Origin of the sequence: Bacillus sp. N13C7, assembly GCF_026790065.1 — a bacterium.
Lineage (GTDB): Bacteria > Bacillota > Bacilli > Bacillales > Bacillaceae > Bacillus.
Window position 1 is genome coordinate 14,936 of record NZ_JALAMO010000017.1, and the last position, 16,641, is coordinate 31,576.

Annotated in this window: 28 protein-coding genes; all 28 read right to left on the reverse strand. The window is 42.0% G+C overall.

What is annotated here, in order from left to right:
• Positions 1–38: 38 nt before the first annotated feature.
• The 28 genes from secY to MOB98_RS17240 all read right to left on the reverse strand — a co-directional run bounded on the left by secY (position 39) and on the right by MOB98_RS17240 (position 16,520).
• Complete coding sequence (secY, locus tag MOB98_RS17105) at positions 39–1,334, reverse strand: preprotein translocase subunit SecY (protein ID WP_268362102.1); 1,296 nt, start codon at positions 1,332–1,334, stop codon at positions 39–41.
• A 1-nt stretch (position 1,335) separates the two neighbouring features.
• Positions 1,336–1,776 (reverse strand): 50S ribosomal protein L15, encoded by a 441-nt coding sequence (gene rplO / locus MOB98_RS17110; protein ID WP_003225819.1) that lies wholly within the window; start codon positions 1,774–1,776, stop codon positions 1,336–1,338.
• A 30-nt stretch (positions 1,777–1,806) separates the two neighbouring features.
• Positions 1,807–1,986 (reverse strand): 50S ribosomal protein L30, encoded by a 180-nt coding sequence (rpmD, locus tag MOB98_RS17115; RefSeq protein ID WP_003156497.1) that lies wholly within the window; start codon positions 1,984–1,986, stop codon positions 1,807–1,809.
• A gap of 13 nt (positions 1,987–1,999) precedes the next feature.
• Entirely contained in the window at positions 2,000–2,500 is a 501-nt protein-coding gene (rpsE, locus tag MOB98_RS17120; RefSeq protein ID WP_100276429.1) for a 30S ribosomal protein S5, read from the reverse strand.
• Positions 2,501–2,524: 24 nt separating this feature from the next.
• Positions 2,525–2,887, reverse strand: a complete 363-nt coding sequence (gene rplR, locus MOB98_RS17125; RefSeq protein ID WP_003225816.1) for a 50S ribosomal protein L18 — start codon at positions 2,885–2,887, stop codon at positions 2,525–2,527.
• 32 nt (positions 2,888–2,919) lie between these two features.
• Entirely contained in the window at positions 2,920–3,459 is a 540-nt protein-coding gene (rplF, locus tag MOB98_RS17130; protein ID WP_004399690.1) for a 50S ribosomal protein L6, read from the reverse strand.
• Positions 3,460–3,488: 29 nt separating this feature from the next.
• A complete protein-coding gene (gene rpsH / locus MOB98_RS17135) occupies positions 3,489–3,887 on the reverse strand; it encodes a 30S ribosomal protein S8 (protein WP_003241998.1) in 399 nt (132 codons plus the stop codon).
• Positions 3,888–3,918: 31 nt separating this feature from the next.
• Positions 3,919–4,104 (reverse strand): 30S ribosomal protein S14, encoded by a 186-nt coding sequence (gene rpsN / locus MOB98_RS17140; RefSeq protein ID WP_003156488.1) that lies wholly within the window; start codon positions 4,102–4,104, stop codon positions 3,919–3,921.
• Between the two features lie 22 nt (positions 4,105–4,126).
• Positions 4,127–4,666, reverse strand: a complete 540-nt coding sequence (rplE, locus tag MOB98_RS17145) for a 50S ribosomal protein L5 (protein WP_003225809.1) — start codon at positions 4,664–4,666, stop codon at positions 4,127–4,129.
• A 26-nt stretch (positions 4,667–4,692) separates the two neighbouring features.
• The gene (gene rplX / locus MOB98_RS17150) at positions 4,693–5,004 is read right to left on the reverse strand and encodes a 50S ribosomal protein L24 (RefSeq protein ID WP_003156486.1); all 312 of its coding nucleotides are present in this window, start codon (positions 5,002–5,004) and stop codon (positions 4,693–4,695) included.
• A gap of 36 nt (positions 5,005–5,040) precedes the next feature.
• The gene (gene rplN / locus MOB98_RS17155) at positions 5,041–5,409 is read right to left on the reverse strand and encodes a 50S ribosomal protein L14 (protein WP_003225805.1); all 369 of its coding nucleotides are present in this window, start codon (positions 5,407–5,409) and stop codon (positions 5,041–5,043) included.
• A gap of 40 nt (positions 5,410–5,449) precedes the next feature.
• A complete protein-coding gene (rpsQ, locus tag MOB98_RS17160) occupies positions 5,450–5,713 on the reverse strand; it encodes a 30S ribosomal protein S17 (RefSeq protein WP_003225804.1) in 264 nt (87 codons plus the stop codon).
• A gap of 22 nt (positions 5,714–5,735) precedes the next feature.
• Complete coding sequence (gene rpmC / locus MOB98_RS17165) at positions 5,736–5,936, reverse strand: 50S ribosomal protein L29 (protein ID WP_003156482.1); 201 nt, start codon at positions 5,934–5,936, stop codon at positions 5,736–5,738.
• Entirely contained in the window at positions 5,926–6,360 is a 435-nt protein-coding gene (rplP, locus tag MOB98_RS17170; RefSeq protein ID WP_003225801.1) for a 50S ribosomal protein L16, read from the reverse strand. The genes rpmC and rplP overlap by 11 nt, the downstream gene beginning before the upstream one ends.
• A 1-nt stretch (position 6,361) precedes the next feature.
• Positions 6,362–7,018, reverse strand: coding sequence for a 30S ribosomal protein S3 (gene rpsC / locus MOB98_RS17175; protein WP_003242001.1), 657 nt, complete (start codon positions 7,016–7,018; stop codon positions 6,362–6,364).
• Positions 7,019–7,021: 3 nt separating this feature from the next.
• Positions 7,022–7,363: a 50S ribosomal protein L22 gene (gene rplV, locus MOB98_RS17180; protein WP_003156475.1), complete on the reverse strand. Its 342-nt coding sequence runs from the start codon at positions 7,361–7,363 to the stop codon at positions 7,022–7,024.
• 16 nt (positions 7,364–7,379) lie between these two features.
• Positions 7,380–7,658: a 30S ribosomal protein S19 gene (gene rpsS / locus MOB98_RS17185; protein WP_268361328.1), complete on the reverse strand. Its 279-nt coding sequence runs from the start codon at positions 7,656–7,658 to the stop codon at positions 7,380–7,382.
• Between the two features lie 57 nt (positions 7,659–7,715).
• The gene (gene rplB / locus MOB98_RS17190; protein WP_003225795.1) at positions 7,716–8,549 is read right to left on the reverse strand and encodes a 50S ribosomal protein L2; all 834 of its coding nucleotides are present in this window, start codon (positions 8,547–8,549) and stop codon (positions 7,716–7,718) included.
• Between the two features lie 31 nt (positions 8,550–8,580).
• Complete coding sequence (gene rplW / locus MOB98_RS17195) at positions 8,581–8,868, reverse strand: 50S ribosomal protein L23 (protein WP_003156467.1); 288 nt, start codon at positions 8,866–8,868, stop codon at positions 8,581–8,583.
• The gene (gene rplD / locus MOB98_RS17200) at positions 8,868–9,491 is read right to left on the reverse strand and encodes a 50S ribosomal protein L4 (RefSeq protein WP_004399658.1); all 624 of its coding nucleotides are present in this window, start codon (positions 9,489–9,491) and stop codon (positions 8,868–8,870) included. Before rplD ends, rplW begins: the two co-directional genes overlap by 1 nt.
• A gap of 27 nt (positions 9,492–9,518) precedes the next feature.
• Complete coding sequence (gene rplC, locus MOB98_RS17205) at positions 9,519–10,148, reverse strand: 50S ribosomal protein L3 (RefSeq protein ID WP_268361327.1); 630 nt, start codon at positions 10,146–10,148, stop codon at positions 9,519–9,521.
• A 39-nt stretch (positions 10,149–10,187) separates the two neighbouring features.
• Entirely contained in the window at positions 10,188–10,496 is a 309-nt protein-coding gene (gene rpsJ, locus MOB98_RS17210) for a 30S ribosomal protein S10 (RefSeq protein ID WP_003156464.1), read from the reverse strand.
• 233 nt (positions 10,497–10,729) lie between these two features.
• The gene (locus MOB98_RS17215) at positions 10,730–11,689 is read right to left on the reverse strand and encodes an alpha/beta fold hydrolase (RefSeq protein ID WP_268361324.1); all 960 of its coding nucleotides are present in this window, start codon (positions 11,687–11,689) and stop codon (positions 10,730–10,732) included.
• Between the two features lie 98 nt (positions 11,690–11,787).
• Positions 11,788–12,978: an elongation factor Tu gene (gene tuf / locus MOB98_RS17220; protein ID WP_268361322.1), complete on the reverse strand. Its 1,191-nt coding sequence runs from the start codon at positions 12,976–12,978 to the stop codon at positions 11,788–11,790.
• A gap of 119 nt (positions 12,979–13,097) precedes the next feature.
• Positions 13,098–15,176 (reverse strand): elongation factor G, encoded by a 2,079-nt coding sequence (fusA, locus tag MOB98_RS17225; RefSeq protein WP_268361319.1) that lies wholly within the window; start codon positions 15,174–15,176, stop codon positions 13,098–13,100.
• Between the two features lie 53 nt (positions 15,177–15,229).
• Positions 15,230–15,700 carry a 30S ribosomal protein S7 gene (rpsG, locus tag MOB98_RS17230; RefSeq protein WP_003225784.1) on the reverse strand — a complete coding sequence of 157 codons (471 nt, stop codon included), beginning with the start codon at positions 15,698–15,700 and terminating at the stop codon, positions 15,230–15,232.
• Between the two features lie 41 nt (positions 15,701–15,741).
• Entirely contained in the window at positions 15,742–16,158 is a 417-nt protein-coding gene (gene rpsL, locus MOB98_RS17235; RefSeq protein WP_003225781.1) for a 30S ribosomal protein S12, read from the reverse strand.
• A gap of 113 nt (positions 16,159–16,271) precedes the next feature.
• Positions 16,272–16,520 carry a 50S ribosomal protein L7ae-like protein gene (locus MOB98_RS17240; protein WP_268367361.1) on the reverse strand — a complete coding sequence of 83 codons (249 nt, stop codon included), beginning with the start codon at positions 16,518–16,520 and terminating at the stop codon, positions 16,272–16,274.
• Between the last annotated feature and the right edge of the window lie 121 nt (positions 16,521–16,641).

Below are 16,641 nucleotides of genomic sequence, written 5' to 3' on the forward strand. Positions count from 1 at the left end.
CTCTCTTTATTAAGAGGGAATGGATAAATCCATTTCCTCTAGTTTTTCATAAATCCACGGTAGTTTCGTTTCACCAACTGGCTTTCTAGTTGTTTCATTGTCTCCAAGGCTACCCCGACAACAATTAACAAAGATGTTCCGCCAATTTGTGCACTTTGAGGCAATCCAGCGAATTGAATGAAAAAGATAGGAAGAATGGAAATCACGGCTAAGAATATAGAACCCACAAACGTAAGTCGATACAAAATGCTCGTAATTCTATCTTGAGTCATTTTCCCTGGACGAACCCCCGGGATATAGCCACCCTGTTTTTTAAGGTTATCAGCCATTTGTTCAGGATTCACCTGTACAAAAGCATAAAAGTACGTAAAGGCAATAATCAATGCAACATATATCGCCATACCCACCGGATGCGTATTATCAAAGTAGTTTTGAATCCACTTCGTCACATCGTTTGTTCCAAAGAATGACGCGATCGTCCGCGGCGTTATCAAAAACGCAACCGCAAAGATTACCGGAATAACCCCTGCAGGGTTCACTTTCAATGGAAGGTGTGTAGACTGACCTCCGCCAGCAGGTGAACGACCTGTTCCTTTAGCATATTGAATCGCAATTTTCCGTACGGCTTGCTGAATGAAAATAACTCCAACAATAACTGCTAAAATCGCAATCACAAGAAGTGCGACTTTCACAATATGAATAAACAACTGATCGTTGCTGCCAACAAATTGAGTCTCATATATTTGTCCAATCGTTTTTGGAATACTAGCCACAATCCCCGCGAAGATAATGATCGATATTCCGTTGCCTACTCCATGAGACGTAATTTGTTCTCCAAGCCACATTAAAAAGGCAGTTCCGCCAGTGAGCACTAAAGCAATGATGAGATATGTGGATACACCGGATTTTTCGATCAGCATACCGTTTGCCAGATTGTTAAATCCGTAAGACATACCTAACGCCTGGATAAAACCAAGCACAATCGTAAAGTACCTTGTGAACTGAGCTAATTTACGGCGGCCAACTTCACCTTGCTTAGACCACTCGGTAAACTTCGGCACAACATCCATCTGAAGCAGCTGAATGATGATTGAAGCCGTGATATAAGGAGTGATTCCCATTGCAAAAATGGAAAATTGGTAAAGCGCACCGCCGCCAAATGTATTAAGGAGATCAAAAACACCCATTTGAGACTGTGCCTGTAACACCTCAGCGTTAACATATGGCACAGGAATAAACGCACCTATGCGAAAGACGATAAGCATGAGTAAAGTGAATATGATTTTATTCCTGATATCACTCACACGCATAAAGTTGGAGATTGTTTTAAACAAGTTAGATCACCTCAGCTGTACCGCCAGCAGCTTCAACAGCTTCTTTCGCAGAAGCAGAGAATTTATTGGCTTTTACAGTTAATTTTTTCTCTAATTTACCGTTGCCAAGAATCTTTACTCCTGCATTAAGTTTGCTAATTACACCAGTCTCAAGAAGAAGTTCAGGAGTGACTTCCGTTCCTTCTGCAAAACCGTTCAATTTGTCTAGGTTGACTACAGCGTATTCCTTGCGGTTGATGTTAGTGAAACCGCGTTTAGGAAGACGTTGGAATAAAGGCATTTGTCCCCCCTCGAATCCTGGACGTACACCGCCGCCAGAACGAGCGTTTTGACCTTTGTGACCTTTACCAGCTGTTTTACCGTTGCCAGAACCAATACCACGACCTACGCGATTACGCGTTTTGCGTGAACCTTCTGAAGGTTTTAATTCATGAAGTTTCATTAGGACACCTCCTTATCCGATCAAATATTTTTATTGTTCTTTAACAGAAACTAAATGAGATACTTTATTAATCATGCCACGGATCGCAGCGTTGTCTTCATGTACAACAGTTTGGTTTGTTTTCTTTAAACCAAGTGTTCTTACAGTAACGCGTTGATCTTCCGGGCGACCGATTACACTTCGTTTGAGGGTAATTTCTAATTTAGCCATTAATGTTCCCTCCTTATCCTAACAGTTCTTCTACAGATTTTCCACGAAGCTTCGCAACGTCTTCAGCACGCTTAAGTTCACTTAAGCCTTGAAGTGTTGCACGAATCATGTTGATCGGTGTGTTAGAACCTAAAGACTTAGAAAGGATGTCAGATACACCAGCAAGCTCAAGTACCGCACGTACAGGGCCTCCAGCGATAACTCCAGTACCTTCAGAAGCAGGTTTTAACAAGATGTTACCTGCACCGAAACGTCCGATGATTTCATGTGGAATTGTAGTTCCAACCATTGGTACTTCAATCAAATTCTTTTTCGCATCTTCAACAGCTTTGCGGATCGCTTCTGGTACTTCTTGTGCTTTACCAGTACCGAATCCTACGTGTCCGTTTTTGTCACCGACAACGACTAGAGCTGCGAAGCGGAAACGACGACCACCTTTAACAACTTTCGCTACGCGGTTAACCGTAACTAAGCGTTCTTCTAACTCTAATTTGCTTGGGTCAATACGACGCATAATCATGTGTCCCTCCTTCTTTTATTAAAATTTAAGTCCAGCTTCACGAGCGGCATCAGCCAAAGCTTTTACACGTCCATGGTATAAGTATCCGCCACGGTCAAATACTACGTCAGAGATGCCTTTTTCAGCGGCGCGTTTTGCAACTAATTCTCCAACTTTAGTAGCAGCAGAAGTATCTCCAGTGCTTTCAACGTTCAAGTCTTTATCGAGAGTAGATGCACTAGCAAGTGTAACACCATTTACATCATCGATGATTTGAGCGTAAATGTGCTTGTTAGAACGGAAAACGTTCAGACGCGGTCTTTCAGCAGTACCGGAAAGTTTAGCGCGAACACGAGCGTGTCTTTTAAGACGAGCAGCATTTTTGCTAGTTTTCGTAATCATCTAGGTCACTCCTTTCTTCACTTTAAGCGATCTTACTTAGCAGATTTACCTTCTTTACGGCGAACAACTTCACCTTCGTAGCGGATTCCTTTACCTTTGTAAGGCTCTGGAGAACGTACAGCGCGGATGTTAGCAGCAATAGCTCCTACACGTTCTTTGTCTGTACCTTTTACAACTACTTTAGTTTGAGAAGGAACTTCGATTTCGATGCCTTCTTCAGGAACGATCTCAACAGGGTGAGAGTATCCAACGTTTAAAACAAGTTTATTTCCGGATTTAGACGCACGGTAACCGACACCGACTAATTCCAAACCTCTTTCAAATCCTTTAGATACACCTTCAACCATGTTGCCAAGCAGACTGCGAGTCGTACCATGCAGTGCACGGTGCTCTTTCTGATCAGAAGGACGAGCGACTGTAAGCACATTGTCCTCTACTTTAATCTCCATATCAGGGTGAAACGTACGAGTTAATTCTCCTTTTGGTCCTTTCACAGCTACAGTATTGTTATCGTTTAACGTTACTGTAACATCAGAAGGAATCTCAAGTAGCTTCTTACCTACACGAGACATACCAAACACCTCCATTCATGTTAAACTTCTTACCAAACGTATGCTAGAACTTCTCCACCAGCTTGTTTTGCACGGGCTTCTTTGTCCGTTAAAACACCTTGTGATGTAGAAATAATCGCGATTCCAAGACCGTTAAGTACGCGAGGTACTTCATTAGATTTAGCATAAACACGCAAACCAGGCTTGCTGATTCTTTTAAGACCAGTGATAACGCGCTCGTTGTTTTGTCCGTATTTCAAGAAAACGCGGATGATACCTTGTTTGCTGTCTTCTACGAACTCAACGTCACGAATGAAACCTTCACGCTTTAAAATTTCAGCAATTTCTCTTTTCAATTTAGAAGCAGGAATTTCAAGCTTCTCATGACGTACCATGTTTGCATTGCGAATACGAGTTAGCATATCTGCAATTGGATCTGTCATAACCATTATATAATTACCTCCTTCCCTTTCTTGGGGATTACCAGCTGGCTTTTTTCACGCCAGGAATTTGTCCTTTATATGCAAGCTCACGGAAACAAATACGGCAAAGTTTAAATTTACGAATGACTGAATGCGGACGTCCGCAGCGTTCACAGCGTGTGTACTCTTGTACTTTAAACTTTGGTGTACGTTGTTGTTTCGCAATCATAGACTTTTTAGCCACGATTTCGCCTCCCTTTCATTGATTATTTCTGGAACGGCATACCTACTTGAGTTAATAGCTCACGAGCTTCTTCGTCAGTATTAGCAGTTGTTACGATAACGATGTCCATTCCTCGAACCTTTGTTACTTTATCGTAGTCAATTTCAGGGAAGATTAACTGTTCTTTGATACCAAGTGTGTAGTTACCGCGACCGTCGAAAGATTTTTTAGAAACCCCGCGGAAGTCACGTACACGCGGTAAAGATACAGAAATAAGTTTATCAAGGAAATCATACATGCGCTCTCCGCGAAGAGTTACTTTCGCACCGATAGGCATTCCCTCACGAAGACGGAATCCAGCAATTGATTTCTTCGCACGAGTAACGACAGGTTTTTGACCTGCGATAAACGTTAATTCTTCAACAGCACTGTCGATTGCTTTCGCGTTTTGAACAGCGTCACCAACACCCATGTTGATTACGATTTTTTCGATTTTAGGCACTTGCATGACTGAATCATAGTTGAATTTAGTCATTAAAGCAGGTGCAATTTCTTTATTGTACTTTTCTTTAAGGCGGTTCATGAGATAGACCTCCCTTCCTTTTAATACTATTTATCTAGAACTTGCCCAGATTTTTTTGCTACACGAACTTTTTTGCCATCTTCCACTTTGTATCCTACGCGAGTCACTTCACCTGTTTTAGGATCGAGCGGCATAACGTTTGATACATGAATTGGCGCCTCTTGATTAGAAATACCGCCTTGAGGGTTAGCTTGAGTTGGTTTAGAGTGTTTCTTCACCATGTTAACACCTTCAACTAAAACGCGGTCCTTTTTAGGGAAAGCAGCAAGGATTGTTCCTTGTTTGCCTTTATCTTTACCAGAGATAACCATAACTTTATCGCCTTTTTTTACATGCATCCTGATCGCACCTCCTTGACTAAGGCATTTATTTCATTAGATAACTTCTGGAGCTAGAGAAACAATTTTCATAAAGTTGTTTTCACGCAATTCACGAGCAACTGGTCCGAAGATACGAGTTCCGCGTGGGCTCTTGTCGTCACGGATGATAACACATGCATTCTCATCGAAGCTGATGTATGAACCGTCACTTCTGCGCGCTCCGCTTTTCGTGCGAACGATAACAGCTTTTACGACTTCACCTTTTTTGACAACGCCTCCTGGTGTTGCTTGTTTAACCGTGCAAACAATTACATCACCAATGTTAGCTGTTTTACGTCCAGAACCACCAAGAACTTTAATAGTAAGTACTTCACGTGCGCCAGAGTTGTCAGCTACTTTTAAACGAGTCTCTTGTTGAATCATTATTTGTTACCTCCCTTCGGAAAAAGAATTCCGAACTTTATTAGATAATAACAGCTTCTTCGACAACTTCAACTAGACGGAAACGCTTAGTTGCAGACAATGGACGAGTTTCCATGATCTTTACGATGTCACCGATTTTAGCTTGATTATTTTCATCATGTGCTTTGAATTTTTTTGAGTATTTTACGCGTTTACCGTAAAGTGTATGTTTTTTGTATGTTTCAACAACAACAGTGATGGTTTTATCCATTTTGTCAGAAACAACACGGCCTTGGTAAACTTTGCGCTGGTTACGTTCGCTCATGCTCACGACCTCCCCTCAGTGATTATTTATTAGCAGCAATTTCTCTTTCACGAATCACAGTTTTCATGCGCGCGATAGCTTTGCGCACTTCACGAATGCGAGCAGTATTTTCAAGTTGTCCTGTCGCTAATTGAAAGCGAAGATTGAAAAGTTCTTCTTTAAGAGACTTTACTTTTTGTTCAATTTCAGCAGTGGTAAGGTCACGAATTTCATTAGCTTTCATTTGATTCACCACCAATTTCTTCACGTTTTACGAACTTCGTTTTAATTGGCAATTTGTGAGATGCAAGACGAAGCGCTTCACGAGCAACCTCTTCAGACACACCAGAAATTTCAAATAAAACTTTGCCCGGTTTTACAACAGCTACCCAACCTTCTGGAGCCCCTTTACCGGATCCCATACGTACCTCAAGCGGTTTAGCAGTGTAAGGTTTAGAAGGGAAAATTTTGATCCAAACTTTACCGCCACGTTTCATGTAACGAGTCATCGCAATACGTGCAGCTTCGATTTGACGGTTAGTGATCCATGAAGCCTCTAGAGCTTGGATACCGAATTCACCGAAATGTACTTCAGTACCGCCTTTCGCACGGCCACGCATTTTTCCGCGATGCTCTCTGCGATATTTAACGCGTTTTGGTAATAACATATTATTTTCCTCCTTCCTCAGTTTTCTTCTTAGTAGGAAGAACCTCTCCACGATAGATCCAGACTTTTACACCAAGCTTACCGTAAGTAGTGTCAGCTTCAGATGTTGCATAGTCAATGTCCGCACGCAATGTGTGCAATGGAACAGTTCCTTCACTGTAATATTCAGAACGAGCGATATCTGCACCGCCAAGACGACCAGAAACCATTGTTTTCACACCTTGTGCTCCAGCACGCATAGTACGTTGGATTTGTTGTTTCTGCGCACGGCGGAAAGAAACACGGTTTTCTAATTGACGAGCGATGTTGTCAGCAACTAGCTGTGCATCAAGATCTGCTCTTTTGATTTCAAGAATGTTAATGTGTACACGCTTGCCAGTAAGGCTGTTAAGGGCTTTGCGAAGTGCTTCAACTTCTGAACCGCCTTTACCGATAACCATACCAGGCTTAGCTGTGTGGATCGTAATGTTAACGCGGTTTGCTGCACGCTCGATTTCTACTTTAGAAACAGAAGCGTCAGAAAGGCGTTTGCTAATGTATTCACGAATTTTTAAATCTTCGTGCAGGAAGTCAGCGTAATCTTTACCAGCGTACCACTTAGATTCCCAATCACGAATGACTCCGATACGAAGACCGACTGGATTTACCTTTTGACCCACTACTTATCCCTCCTTCTTTTCTGATACAACGATTGTAATGTGGCTCGTACGTTTGTTGATTTGGCTCGCACGTCCCATAGCACGTGGGCGGAATCTTTTTAACGTAGGGCCTTCGTCAACGAATGCTTGAGAAATAACCAGGTTGTTAGCGTCCATTTCATAGTTATGCTCAGCATTTGCAATAGCGGATTTTAATACTTTCTCAATAATTGGAGAAGCAGCTCTTGGTGTAAGGTTCAAGATTGATACTGCCTCACCTACTTGCTTGCCTCGAATCAGGTCCATTACTAGACGTGCTTTACGAGGAGCAATACGGACTGTTCTTGCAACAGCTTTAGCTTGCATTTAAAAGCCTCCTCTCTTAGCGTCTTGTTTTTTTGTCATCACTAGCATGACCTTTGTACGTACGAGTTGGAGCGAATTCACCCAACTTGTGCCCTACCATATCTTCAGAGATGAATACAGGCACGTGTTTACGTCCGTCATAGACTGCAATTGTGTGACCAATAAACTGTGGGAAAATAGTAGAACGACGAGACCAAGTTTTTACGACTTGTTTCTTGTCTGCTTCATTTAATTTCTCGATTTTTGTCATCAAGTGTCCATCAACAAATGGTCCTTTTTTCAAGCTGCGAGCCATTTTGGAACCTCCCTTCGTGATTGCACTACGGTCCGAAGAGAACCGTAGACAACCCCGTTATTTATTTTTACGACGACGTACGATAAATTTATCAGATTTGTTCTTTTTCTTACGTGTCTTGAATCCAAGAGTTGGTTTACCCCATGGAGACATTGGTGATTTACGTCCGATTGGCGCACGTCCTTCACCACCACCGTGTGGGTGATCGTTAGGGTTCATTACAGAACCACGAACTGTAGGGCGGATGCCTTTCCAGCGAGAACGTCCAGCTTTACCAATGTTGATAAGTTCGTGCTGTTCGTTACCTACTTGACCGATAGAAGCACGGCAAGCAGAAAGAATCATGCGAACTTCACCAGAGTTAAGACGTACAAGAACGTATTTACCTTCTTTACCAAGAACCTGAGCAGATGTACCAGCTGAACGTACAAGCTGTCCGCCTTTACCAGGTTTTAATTCAATGTTATGCACAACTGTACCAACAGGGATGTTGATAAGTGGAAGTGCATTACCTACTTTAATGTCAGCTTCAGGACCTGACATGATTTCAGTACCCACTTGAATTCCTTTAGGAGCAAGAATGTAACGTTTTTCTCCGTCTGCATAGTTGATTAGAGCGATGTTAGCTGAACGGTTTGGATCGTATTCAACTGTAGCAACGCGTCCAGGTATACCATCTTTATCGCGTTTGAAGTCGATAACACGGTATTGGCGTTTATGTCCGCCACCTTGGTGACGTACAGTCAATTTACCTTGGTTGTTACGTCCGCCTTTTTTGTGAAGGGGAGCAAGCAAGGATTTTTCCGGCTTGTCAGTCGTGATTTCAGCAAAATCTGAAGTTGTCATGCCACGACGTCCATTAGAGGTCGGTTTATACTTTTTAATCGCCATTTTGAATTTCCCTCCTTCTTTTTACAGATAATTAAGCTTCAAAAATTTCGATTTCTTTGCTGTCTGCAGTAAGTTTTACGATCGCTTTTCTGCGACGGCTAGTCATACCAGTGTAGCGTCCGACACGTTTTGATTTACCTTTGTAGTTCATGATGTTGACTTTGTCAACTTTCACTCCAAAGATGCTTTCAACAGCGTCTTTCACTTCTGTTTTGTTAGCTCTAACATCGACTTCAAAAGTATATTTCTTTTCAGTCATTAAATCAGCAGAACGTTCAGTAATGACGGGGCGCTTTAGAACATCACGAGGATCTTTCATTATGCAAGCACCTCCTCTACTTTTTCAACCGCTGCTTTTGTAATCAGAAGCTTCTCGTGGTTGACAACGTCTAAAACGTTGATTCCGTTAGCTTCAACTACAGTAACTCCAGGAATGTTGCGAGCAGATAAAGCTACTGCTTCGTTAGCATCCGCAGTTACGATTAAAGCTTTTTTCTCAACAGATAATCCTTTAAGGATAGCTGCCATTTCTTTTGTTTTAGCCGTATCAAGAGTAAGATCTTCAAGAACGATGATGTTGTTGTCGATCACTTTAGAAGACAATACTGATTTGATTGCCAAGCGGCGAACTTTTTTAGGTAATTTATAAGAATAGCTGCGTGGTGTTGGGCCGAATACGACACCACCTCCGCGCCATTGCGGTGAACGGATAGAACCTTGACGGGCACGTCCAGTACCTTTTTGACGCCATGGTTTACGACCTCCGCCGCGTACTTCAGAACGATTTTTTACTTTGTGAGTTCCTTGACGTAAGGAAGCTCTTTGCATAAGAATAGCGTCGAATACAACACTCTCATTTGGCTCGATACCAAATACAGAAGCGTTTAATTCGATGTCACCAGCAGTAGAACCGTTTTGGTTGTATAATGCTACTTTTGGCATGATCAATTTCCTCCTTTCCTAAGAGAGTTATTTAGATTTAACAGCACTTTTAACAGTGATTAAAGATTTCTTCGCACCAGGTACGTTACCTTTGATCAAAAGAAGATTGCGTTCTGCATCAACTTTTACGACTTCAAGGTTTTGAACAGTGATTTGATCTCCGCCCATACGTCCAGGTAATAATTTACCTTTGAATACACGGTTAGGATCTACAGGTCCCATTGAACCAGGACGACGGTGGTAGCGTGAACCGTGAGACATAGGTCCGCGAGATTGTCCGTGGCGCTTGATTGCACCTTGGAAACCTTTACCTTTAGATACTCCTGTTACATCTACGATTTCTCCAGCAGAGAAAATTTCAACCTTGACTTCCTGACCAACTTCATACGCATCCATTTCCACTCCGCGTAATTCTTTAACGAAGCGCTTAGGAGCAGTTTCCGCTTTTGCAACGTGTCCTTTTTCAGGTTTGTTAGAAAGCTTTTCACGCTTGTCATCAAAACCAAGCTGGACTGCTTCATAACCGTCGTTTTCAGTTGTTTTCTTTTGAAGAACAACGTTTGGAGCAGCTTCAATAACAGTTACCGGAATAAGATCACCATTTTCAGCGAATACTTGCGTCATACCAATTTTTCTTCCTAAGATTCCTTTGGTCATTCGTCACACCTCCTATTAAGATCATTCTATATTTTAGAATTAAAGTTTAATTTCGATATCGACACCAGATGGTAAATCTAATCGCATGAGAGCATCAACAGTTTGTGGTGTTGGGTTCACAATGTCGATTAAACGTTTATGTGTACGCATTTCAAATTGCTCACGAGAATCTTTGTATTTGTGCACCGCACGAAGGATTGTGTAAACTGATTTTTCAGTTGGCAATGGGATCGGACCAGATACGCTGGCACCAGAACGTTTTGCCGTTTCAACAATCTTCTCTGCAGATTGATCAAGGATTCTATGATCATATGCTTTCAAACGAATACGAATTTTTTGTTTTGCCATTATTTTCCCTCCTTTTCGCCTACATCACGTTAGACAGTTCTCCGTGAGAAAAACCTGAACACCTTGCCATGGCAAAGCGGCCGGGTGTGTCAGCAACCTCTCACTTCATCGCAGTCAAAGACCAACATACACCATTATACAGAAAATAGACGTATGTTGCAAGACTTATTTAATATATGCATGGTTTGCACACTTTTTTTATTATACAGGTGTTTTTCTTATTTATCAAGGCTCTAACATAAGTGGTGCAATGCGTGGAGATTTAGTGTGCTCGCAAATAATGACGGCTCCTCGATATGCGGCGCATGAGCAGAATTCTCAAATTGAAGCCAGCGCTTTTCAGGTGCCTCAAGCCTTCGATAATACTGTTTCGAAATTTCTGCAGGAACAATTAAATCGTGTCTTCCCGAAATAAAATAACATGGTACTTTAATAGAAGGAACTGATGTGAATGCATTAAACCTGTACAACTCATCAGTTAAATGTTTTTTGGCAAATCGCTGTCCTTTCAGGAATTTGTGCATGTTTTTTATTCCATACTCACTGCCAGTGAGCATTTGAAAAAATACGGAAAAGATATGACGACGATGGTAAGTGAATCCTCCCCTGCTCACCTCGATACAAAACCGATAAATAAGATGCTGGATATCCTTTTCCCAAGGCGGGGGGCCGATGAAGCGTATGAGCGGAGAAATTATACTTGCACTCTTTGCATCAGAGATTTCGCGTAGATATTGGTAGGAAGCTGATTCTTCATAGAGAGGGTTAACAACCTGGCTAATTCCATAGTACGCGTAAAACAAATCCGGACGCTGCTGCAGTACATAAAGTGCTAGCAGGGAGCCCCACGAATGGCCGACAAGATATAATTTTGTTTTTGAAAAATGAGCTAGAAGCCATTGAGTGACATGAATTGCATCATTAATAAAATGTTGAATGTTCATGGAGTGATGGGGAATTCTCTTTGAATAAGAAAGCCCTGAACCTCTTTGATCCCAATGTACTACTGTAAAATGCTGTTCCAGTTCTTTTTGATAATGCCTAACATATCCGATTTGGGGTGTCCCCGGACCGCCATGTAAAAAAAGCAGCAATGGATTCTTCACATCAGTTCCATTAATCATCAGCATTTGCTTGGTATTTTCAATGTTCAGTTCTTTCATGATAGCGATTGATCTCTTTTCAGGAATCATAAAAATTAGCCCCTCAAATATGATAGCTCTTATTATACAAGAAAAAGATAAGTAAACAAAAAACGAGACCCGCAGGGGTCTCGTTTATCATGATACTATTACTCAGTGATTGTAGAAACAACGCCTGAACCAACAGTACGTCCGCCTTCACGAATAGAGAAACGAGTTCCTTCTTCGATAGCGATTGTAGAGATAAGTTCAACGTTCATTTCAGTGTTGTCTCCAGGCATAACCATTTCTACGCCTTCTGGAAGTTGGATGATACCAGTTACGTCAGTTGTACGGAAGTAGAACTGAGGACGGTAGTTAGAGAAGAATGGAGTATGACGTCCACCCTCTTCTTTAGAAAGAACGTAAACTTCAGCTTTGAATTTGCTGTGTGGAGTGATTGTACCTGGTTTAGCAAGTACTTGACCACGTTGGATTTCTTCACGAGATACACCGCGAAGAAGGGCACCAATGTTGTCACCAGCTTCAGCGTAATCAAGAAGCTTACGGAACATTTCAACACCTGTAACAGTTGTTTTCTTGTTCTCATCTTGAAGACCGATGATTTCAACTTCGTCACCGACTTTAACTTGTCCGCGTTCTACACGGCCAGTAGCAACTGTACCACGACCAGTGATTGAGAATACGTCCTCAACTGGCATCATGAATGGTTTTTCAGTGTCACGTTCTGGAGTTGGGATGTACTCATCAACTGCATCCATAAGTTCGAAGATTTTTGCTTCCCACTCAGCATCTCCTTCAAGAGCTTTAAGAGCAGAACCTTTAACAACTGGTACATCATCACCAGGGAAGTCATATTCGCTAAGAAGATCGCGAACTTCCATTTCAACTAGTTCAAGAAGCTCTTCGTCGTCTACCATGTCGCATTTGTTTAAGAATACAACGATGTATGGCACACCAACGTTTTTAGAAAGAAGGATGTGCTCACGAGTTTGTGGCATTGGGCCATCAGCAGCAGATACTACAAGGATAGCTCCGTCCATTTGCGCAGCACCAGTGATCATGTTTTTAACATAGTCAGCGTGTCCTGGGCAGTCAACGTGTGCATAGTGACGAGTTTCAGTTTCGTACTCAACGTGTGCAGTAGAGATTGTGATACCGCGCTCGCGTTCTTCTGGTGCACCATCAATTTGATCGTACGCCATAGCTGTACCTTTACCAGATTTCTTATGAAGTACTGTTGTGATAGCAGCAGTTAAAGTTGTTTTACCATGGTCAACGTGTCCAATTGTACCAATATTGGCATGTGATTTGGAACGGTCGAATTTTTCTTTAGCCATTCTAAAATCCTCCTTAAGAGCTTTTAATTAGTAATGTATAGAGTGATAGGAAGTGAAAGAAAGCTTTCACTTCCTCATCTTACAATAGTAGTTATACTTGAGTTAAGCGGCAAAATCAATTATTCGCCTTTATTTTTTTTGATAATTTCTTCTGCGACGCTCTTCGGCACTTCTTCGTAGTGATCCATGTGCATAGTGAACGTACCGCGACCTTGCGTGTTAGAACGAAGTGCAGTAGCGTAACCGAACATTTCAGCAAGAGGAACCATAGCACGAACAACTTGAGCGTTACCGCGTGCTTCCATACCTTCTACGCGTCCGCGACGTGAAGTGATATCACCCATGATATCTCCCATGTATTCTTCTGGAATAACCACTTCTACTTTCATGATTGGTTCAAGAAGAACTGGGTTACATTTGCTGACTGCATTTTTCAATGCCATAGAAGCAGCAACTTTAAATGCCATTTCGTTTGAGTCAACATCATGGTAAGAACCGTCGAAAAGTTTAGCTTTAATGTCGATAAGCGGGAAGCCTGCTAGTACACCATTTTCAAGTGCATCTTCCAGACCTGCTTGAACAGCTGGGATGTATTCACGAGGAACAACCCCACCGACAATCGCATTTTCAAATTCAAAGCCAGCGCCTTCTTCGTTTGGTTCGAATTCGATCCAAACGTGTCCGAACTGACCGCGTCCACCAGACTGACGTACGAATTTACCTTCAACTTTTGCACCGGTACGGAATGTTTCACGGTACGCAACCTGAGGAGCACCAACATTGGCTTCTACTTTAAATTCGCGTTTCATACGGTCAACAATGATATCAAGGTGAAGTTCACCCATACCAGAGATGATCGTTTGGCCAGTTTCTGGGTTTGTTTGAGTACGGAATGTAGGGTCTTCTTCAGCAAGTTTCGCTAAAGCGATACCCATTTTATCTTGGTCAGCTTTTGATTTAGGCTCAATAGCGACGTCGATAACTGGTTCTGGGAATTCCATTGACTCAAGGATAACAAGATCCTTCTCATCACATAGAGTATCTCCAGTAGTAGTATCTTTTAGACCTACAGCAGCTGCGATATCCCCTGCGTAAACAGTAGAGATTTCTTCACGGCTGTTAGCGTGCATTTGAAGAATACGTCCAACACGCTCACGTTTGCCTTTAGTAGAGTTTTTCACGTATGAACCGGAATCAAGTGTTCCAGAGTACACACGGAAGAACGTCAGCTTACCAACGTAAGGGTCAGTCATAACTTTAAATGCTAATGCAGAGAATGGCTCTTCATCAGAAGAATGACGCTCAATCTCTTCATTTGTATCAGGACGAACACCTTTGATTGCAGCAACGTCAGTTGGTGCAGGAAGGTAGTCAAGAACAGCATCAAGTACTAGTTGAACACCTTTGTTTTTGAAGGCAGAACCAACAAGAACAGGGTAGAACTCAACATTTAATGTACCTTTACGAATACCTGCTTTTAACTCGTCAATCGTGATTTCTTCACCCTCAAGGTATTTATCCATAAGCTCTTCATCAAGCTCACATACAGCTTCAATAAGACTGTTGCGAAGCTCTTCAGCTTGCTCTTTGTACTCTTCAGGGATTTCTTTCGCATCAGAGCGAGTTCCAAGGTCATCTTCATAGAAATACGCAACGTTTTCTACAAGGTCGATGATACCTTCGAAGTTATCTTCAGCACCGATCGGCAATTGAATTGCATGAGCGTTTGCTTGAAGACGGTCTCTTAAAGTTCCTACAGAGTAAAGGAAGTCCGCACCTATTTTGTCCATTTTGTTAACAAAAACGATACGAGGTACTCCGTAAGTTGTTGCCTGACGCCAAACAGTTTCTGTTTGAGGCTCAACGCCTGATTGAGCGTCAAGTACAGCAACAGCACCATCAAGTACACGAAGAGAACGTTCAACTTCAACTGTGAAGTCTACGTGTCCTGGAGTATCGATGATGTTTACGCGGTATCCTTTCCACTGTGCAGTTGTCGCAGCGGAAGTGATTGTGATACCACGTTCTTGTTCCTGCTCCATCCAGTCCATTTGTGAAGCTCCTTCGTGAGTTTCACCAATCTTGTGGATACGACCAGTATAGAACAAGATACGTTCTGTAGTAGTCGTTTTACCGGCATCGATGTGAGCCATGATTCCGATATTACGAGTTTTTTCTAAGGAGAACTCTCTTGCCATTGGGTAATTTCTCCTTCCTTATTAGGAAATTGTGTTTTGTTAATATATAAATCCTACCAGCGATAGTGAGCAAATGCTTTGTTTGCTTCAGCCATCTTGTGAGTGTCTTCACGTTTCTTAACAGCAGCACCAGTGTTGTTAGCTGCGTCAAGGATTTCGTTAGCTAAACGCTCTTCCATCGTTTTTTCACCGCGAAGACGAGCGTAGTTAACTAACCAGCGAAGTCCAAGAGTCGTACGACGTTCAGGACGAACTTCTACAGGAACTTGGTAGTTCGCACCACCTACACGGCGTGCTTTTACTTCAAGTACAGGCATGATGTTTTTCAATGCTTGTTCGAAAACCTCCATTGCATCATTGCCAGTACGTTCTTTAATGATATCGAATGACTTGTATAGGATTGTTTGAGACTTACCTTTTTTACCATCGATCATCATTTTGTTGATTAGACGAGATACAAGCTTAGAGTTGTAAATCGGATCAGGTAAAACGTCTCTTTTTGCTACAGGACCTTTACGTGGCATCTGAATATCCTCCCTTCATCAATTATGCGTATTTTCGTTTATTATTTTGCTTTAGGTTTTTTCGTACCGTATTTAGAACGGCCTTGCGCACGGTTTTCAACTCCAGCAGTGTCAAGCGCACCACGAACGATGTGGTAACGTACCCCTGGTAAGTCCTTTACACGTCCGCCGCGGATAAGTACAACACTGTGCTCTTGCAGGTTGTGACCGATACCAGGAATGTAAGCAGTAACCTCGATTCCGTTAGTTAAACGAACACGAGCATATTTACGAAGTGCTGAGTTCGGTTTTTTCGGTGTCATTGTACCAACACGAGTACATACCCCGCGTTTTTGTGGAGAAGATACGTTAGTGTGCTCTTTTTTAAAGCTGTTGTATCCTTTGTTAAGTGCAGGAGACTTTGAGTTTTCTACTTTACTCACGCGTCCTTTGCGAATTAGCTGATTAATTGTAGGCATATTATTTTCCTCCCTTCATTGCGTTTTATAACCCACATACCCAGGTGGTTCATCAAAAGGCAAAAAACAATGTCTTTACACAAGATGAAATCTTACGCAAAAACAAAAGTACGTTATAAAATAATGGCAACAGCGGCTGCTCCTACCTCAATTCCGCAGGCTTTGCCGAGCTTTTTCATGGATTCAACCATTGAGACAGAGATCCCTTGATCTTCCGCAAGTGAAACTACACTTGACGTGAGTACCGGATCTGCATCTTTTGCAACGACTACTTCCTTTACTGAACCTCGTTTTAGAGCTTTCACTGTTTGCTTCGTACCAATAATAATTGATTTGGCCTGTGATACTTTATCATAAGACATAAACATATCCTCCAAAGTAACAGGTTTATTTCGAGCACCTTGGTTATATTATCATTCTAGGAGACGAATGTCAACAAGGTATGACATTTTTTAGTTTCGCTCATCTCATAGAGTGATTTTT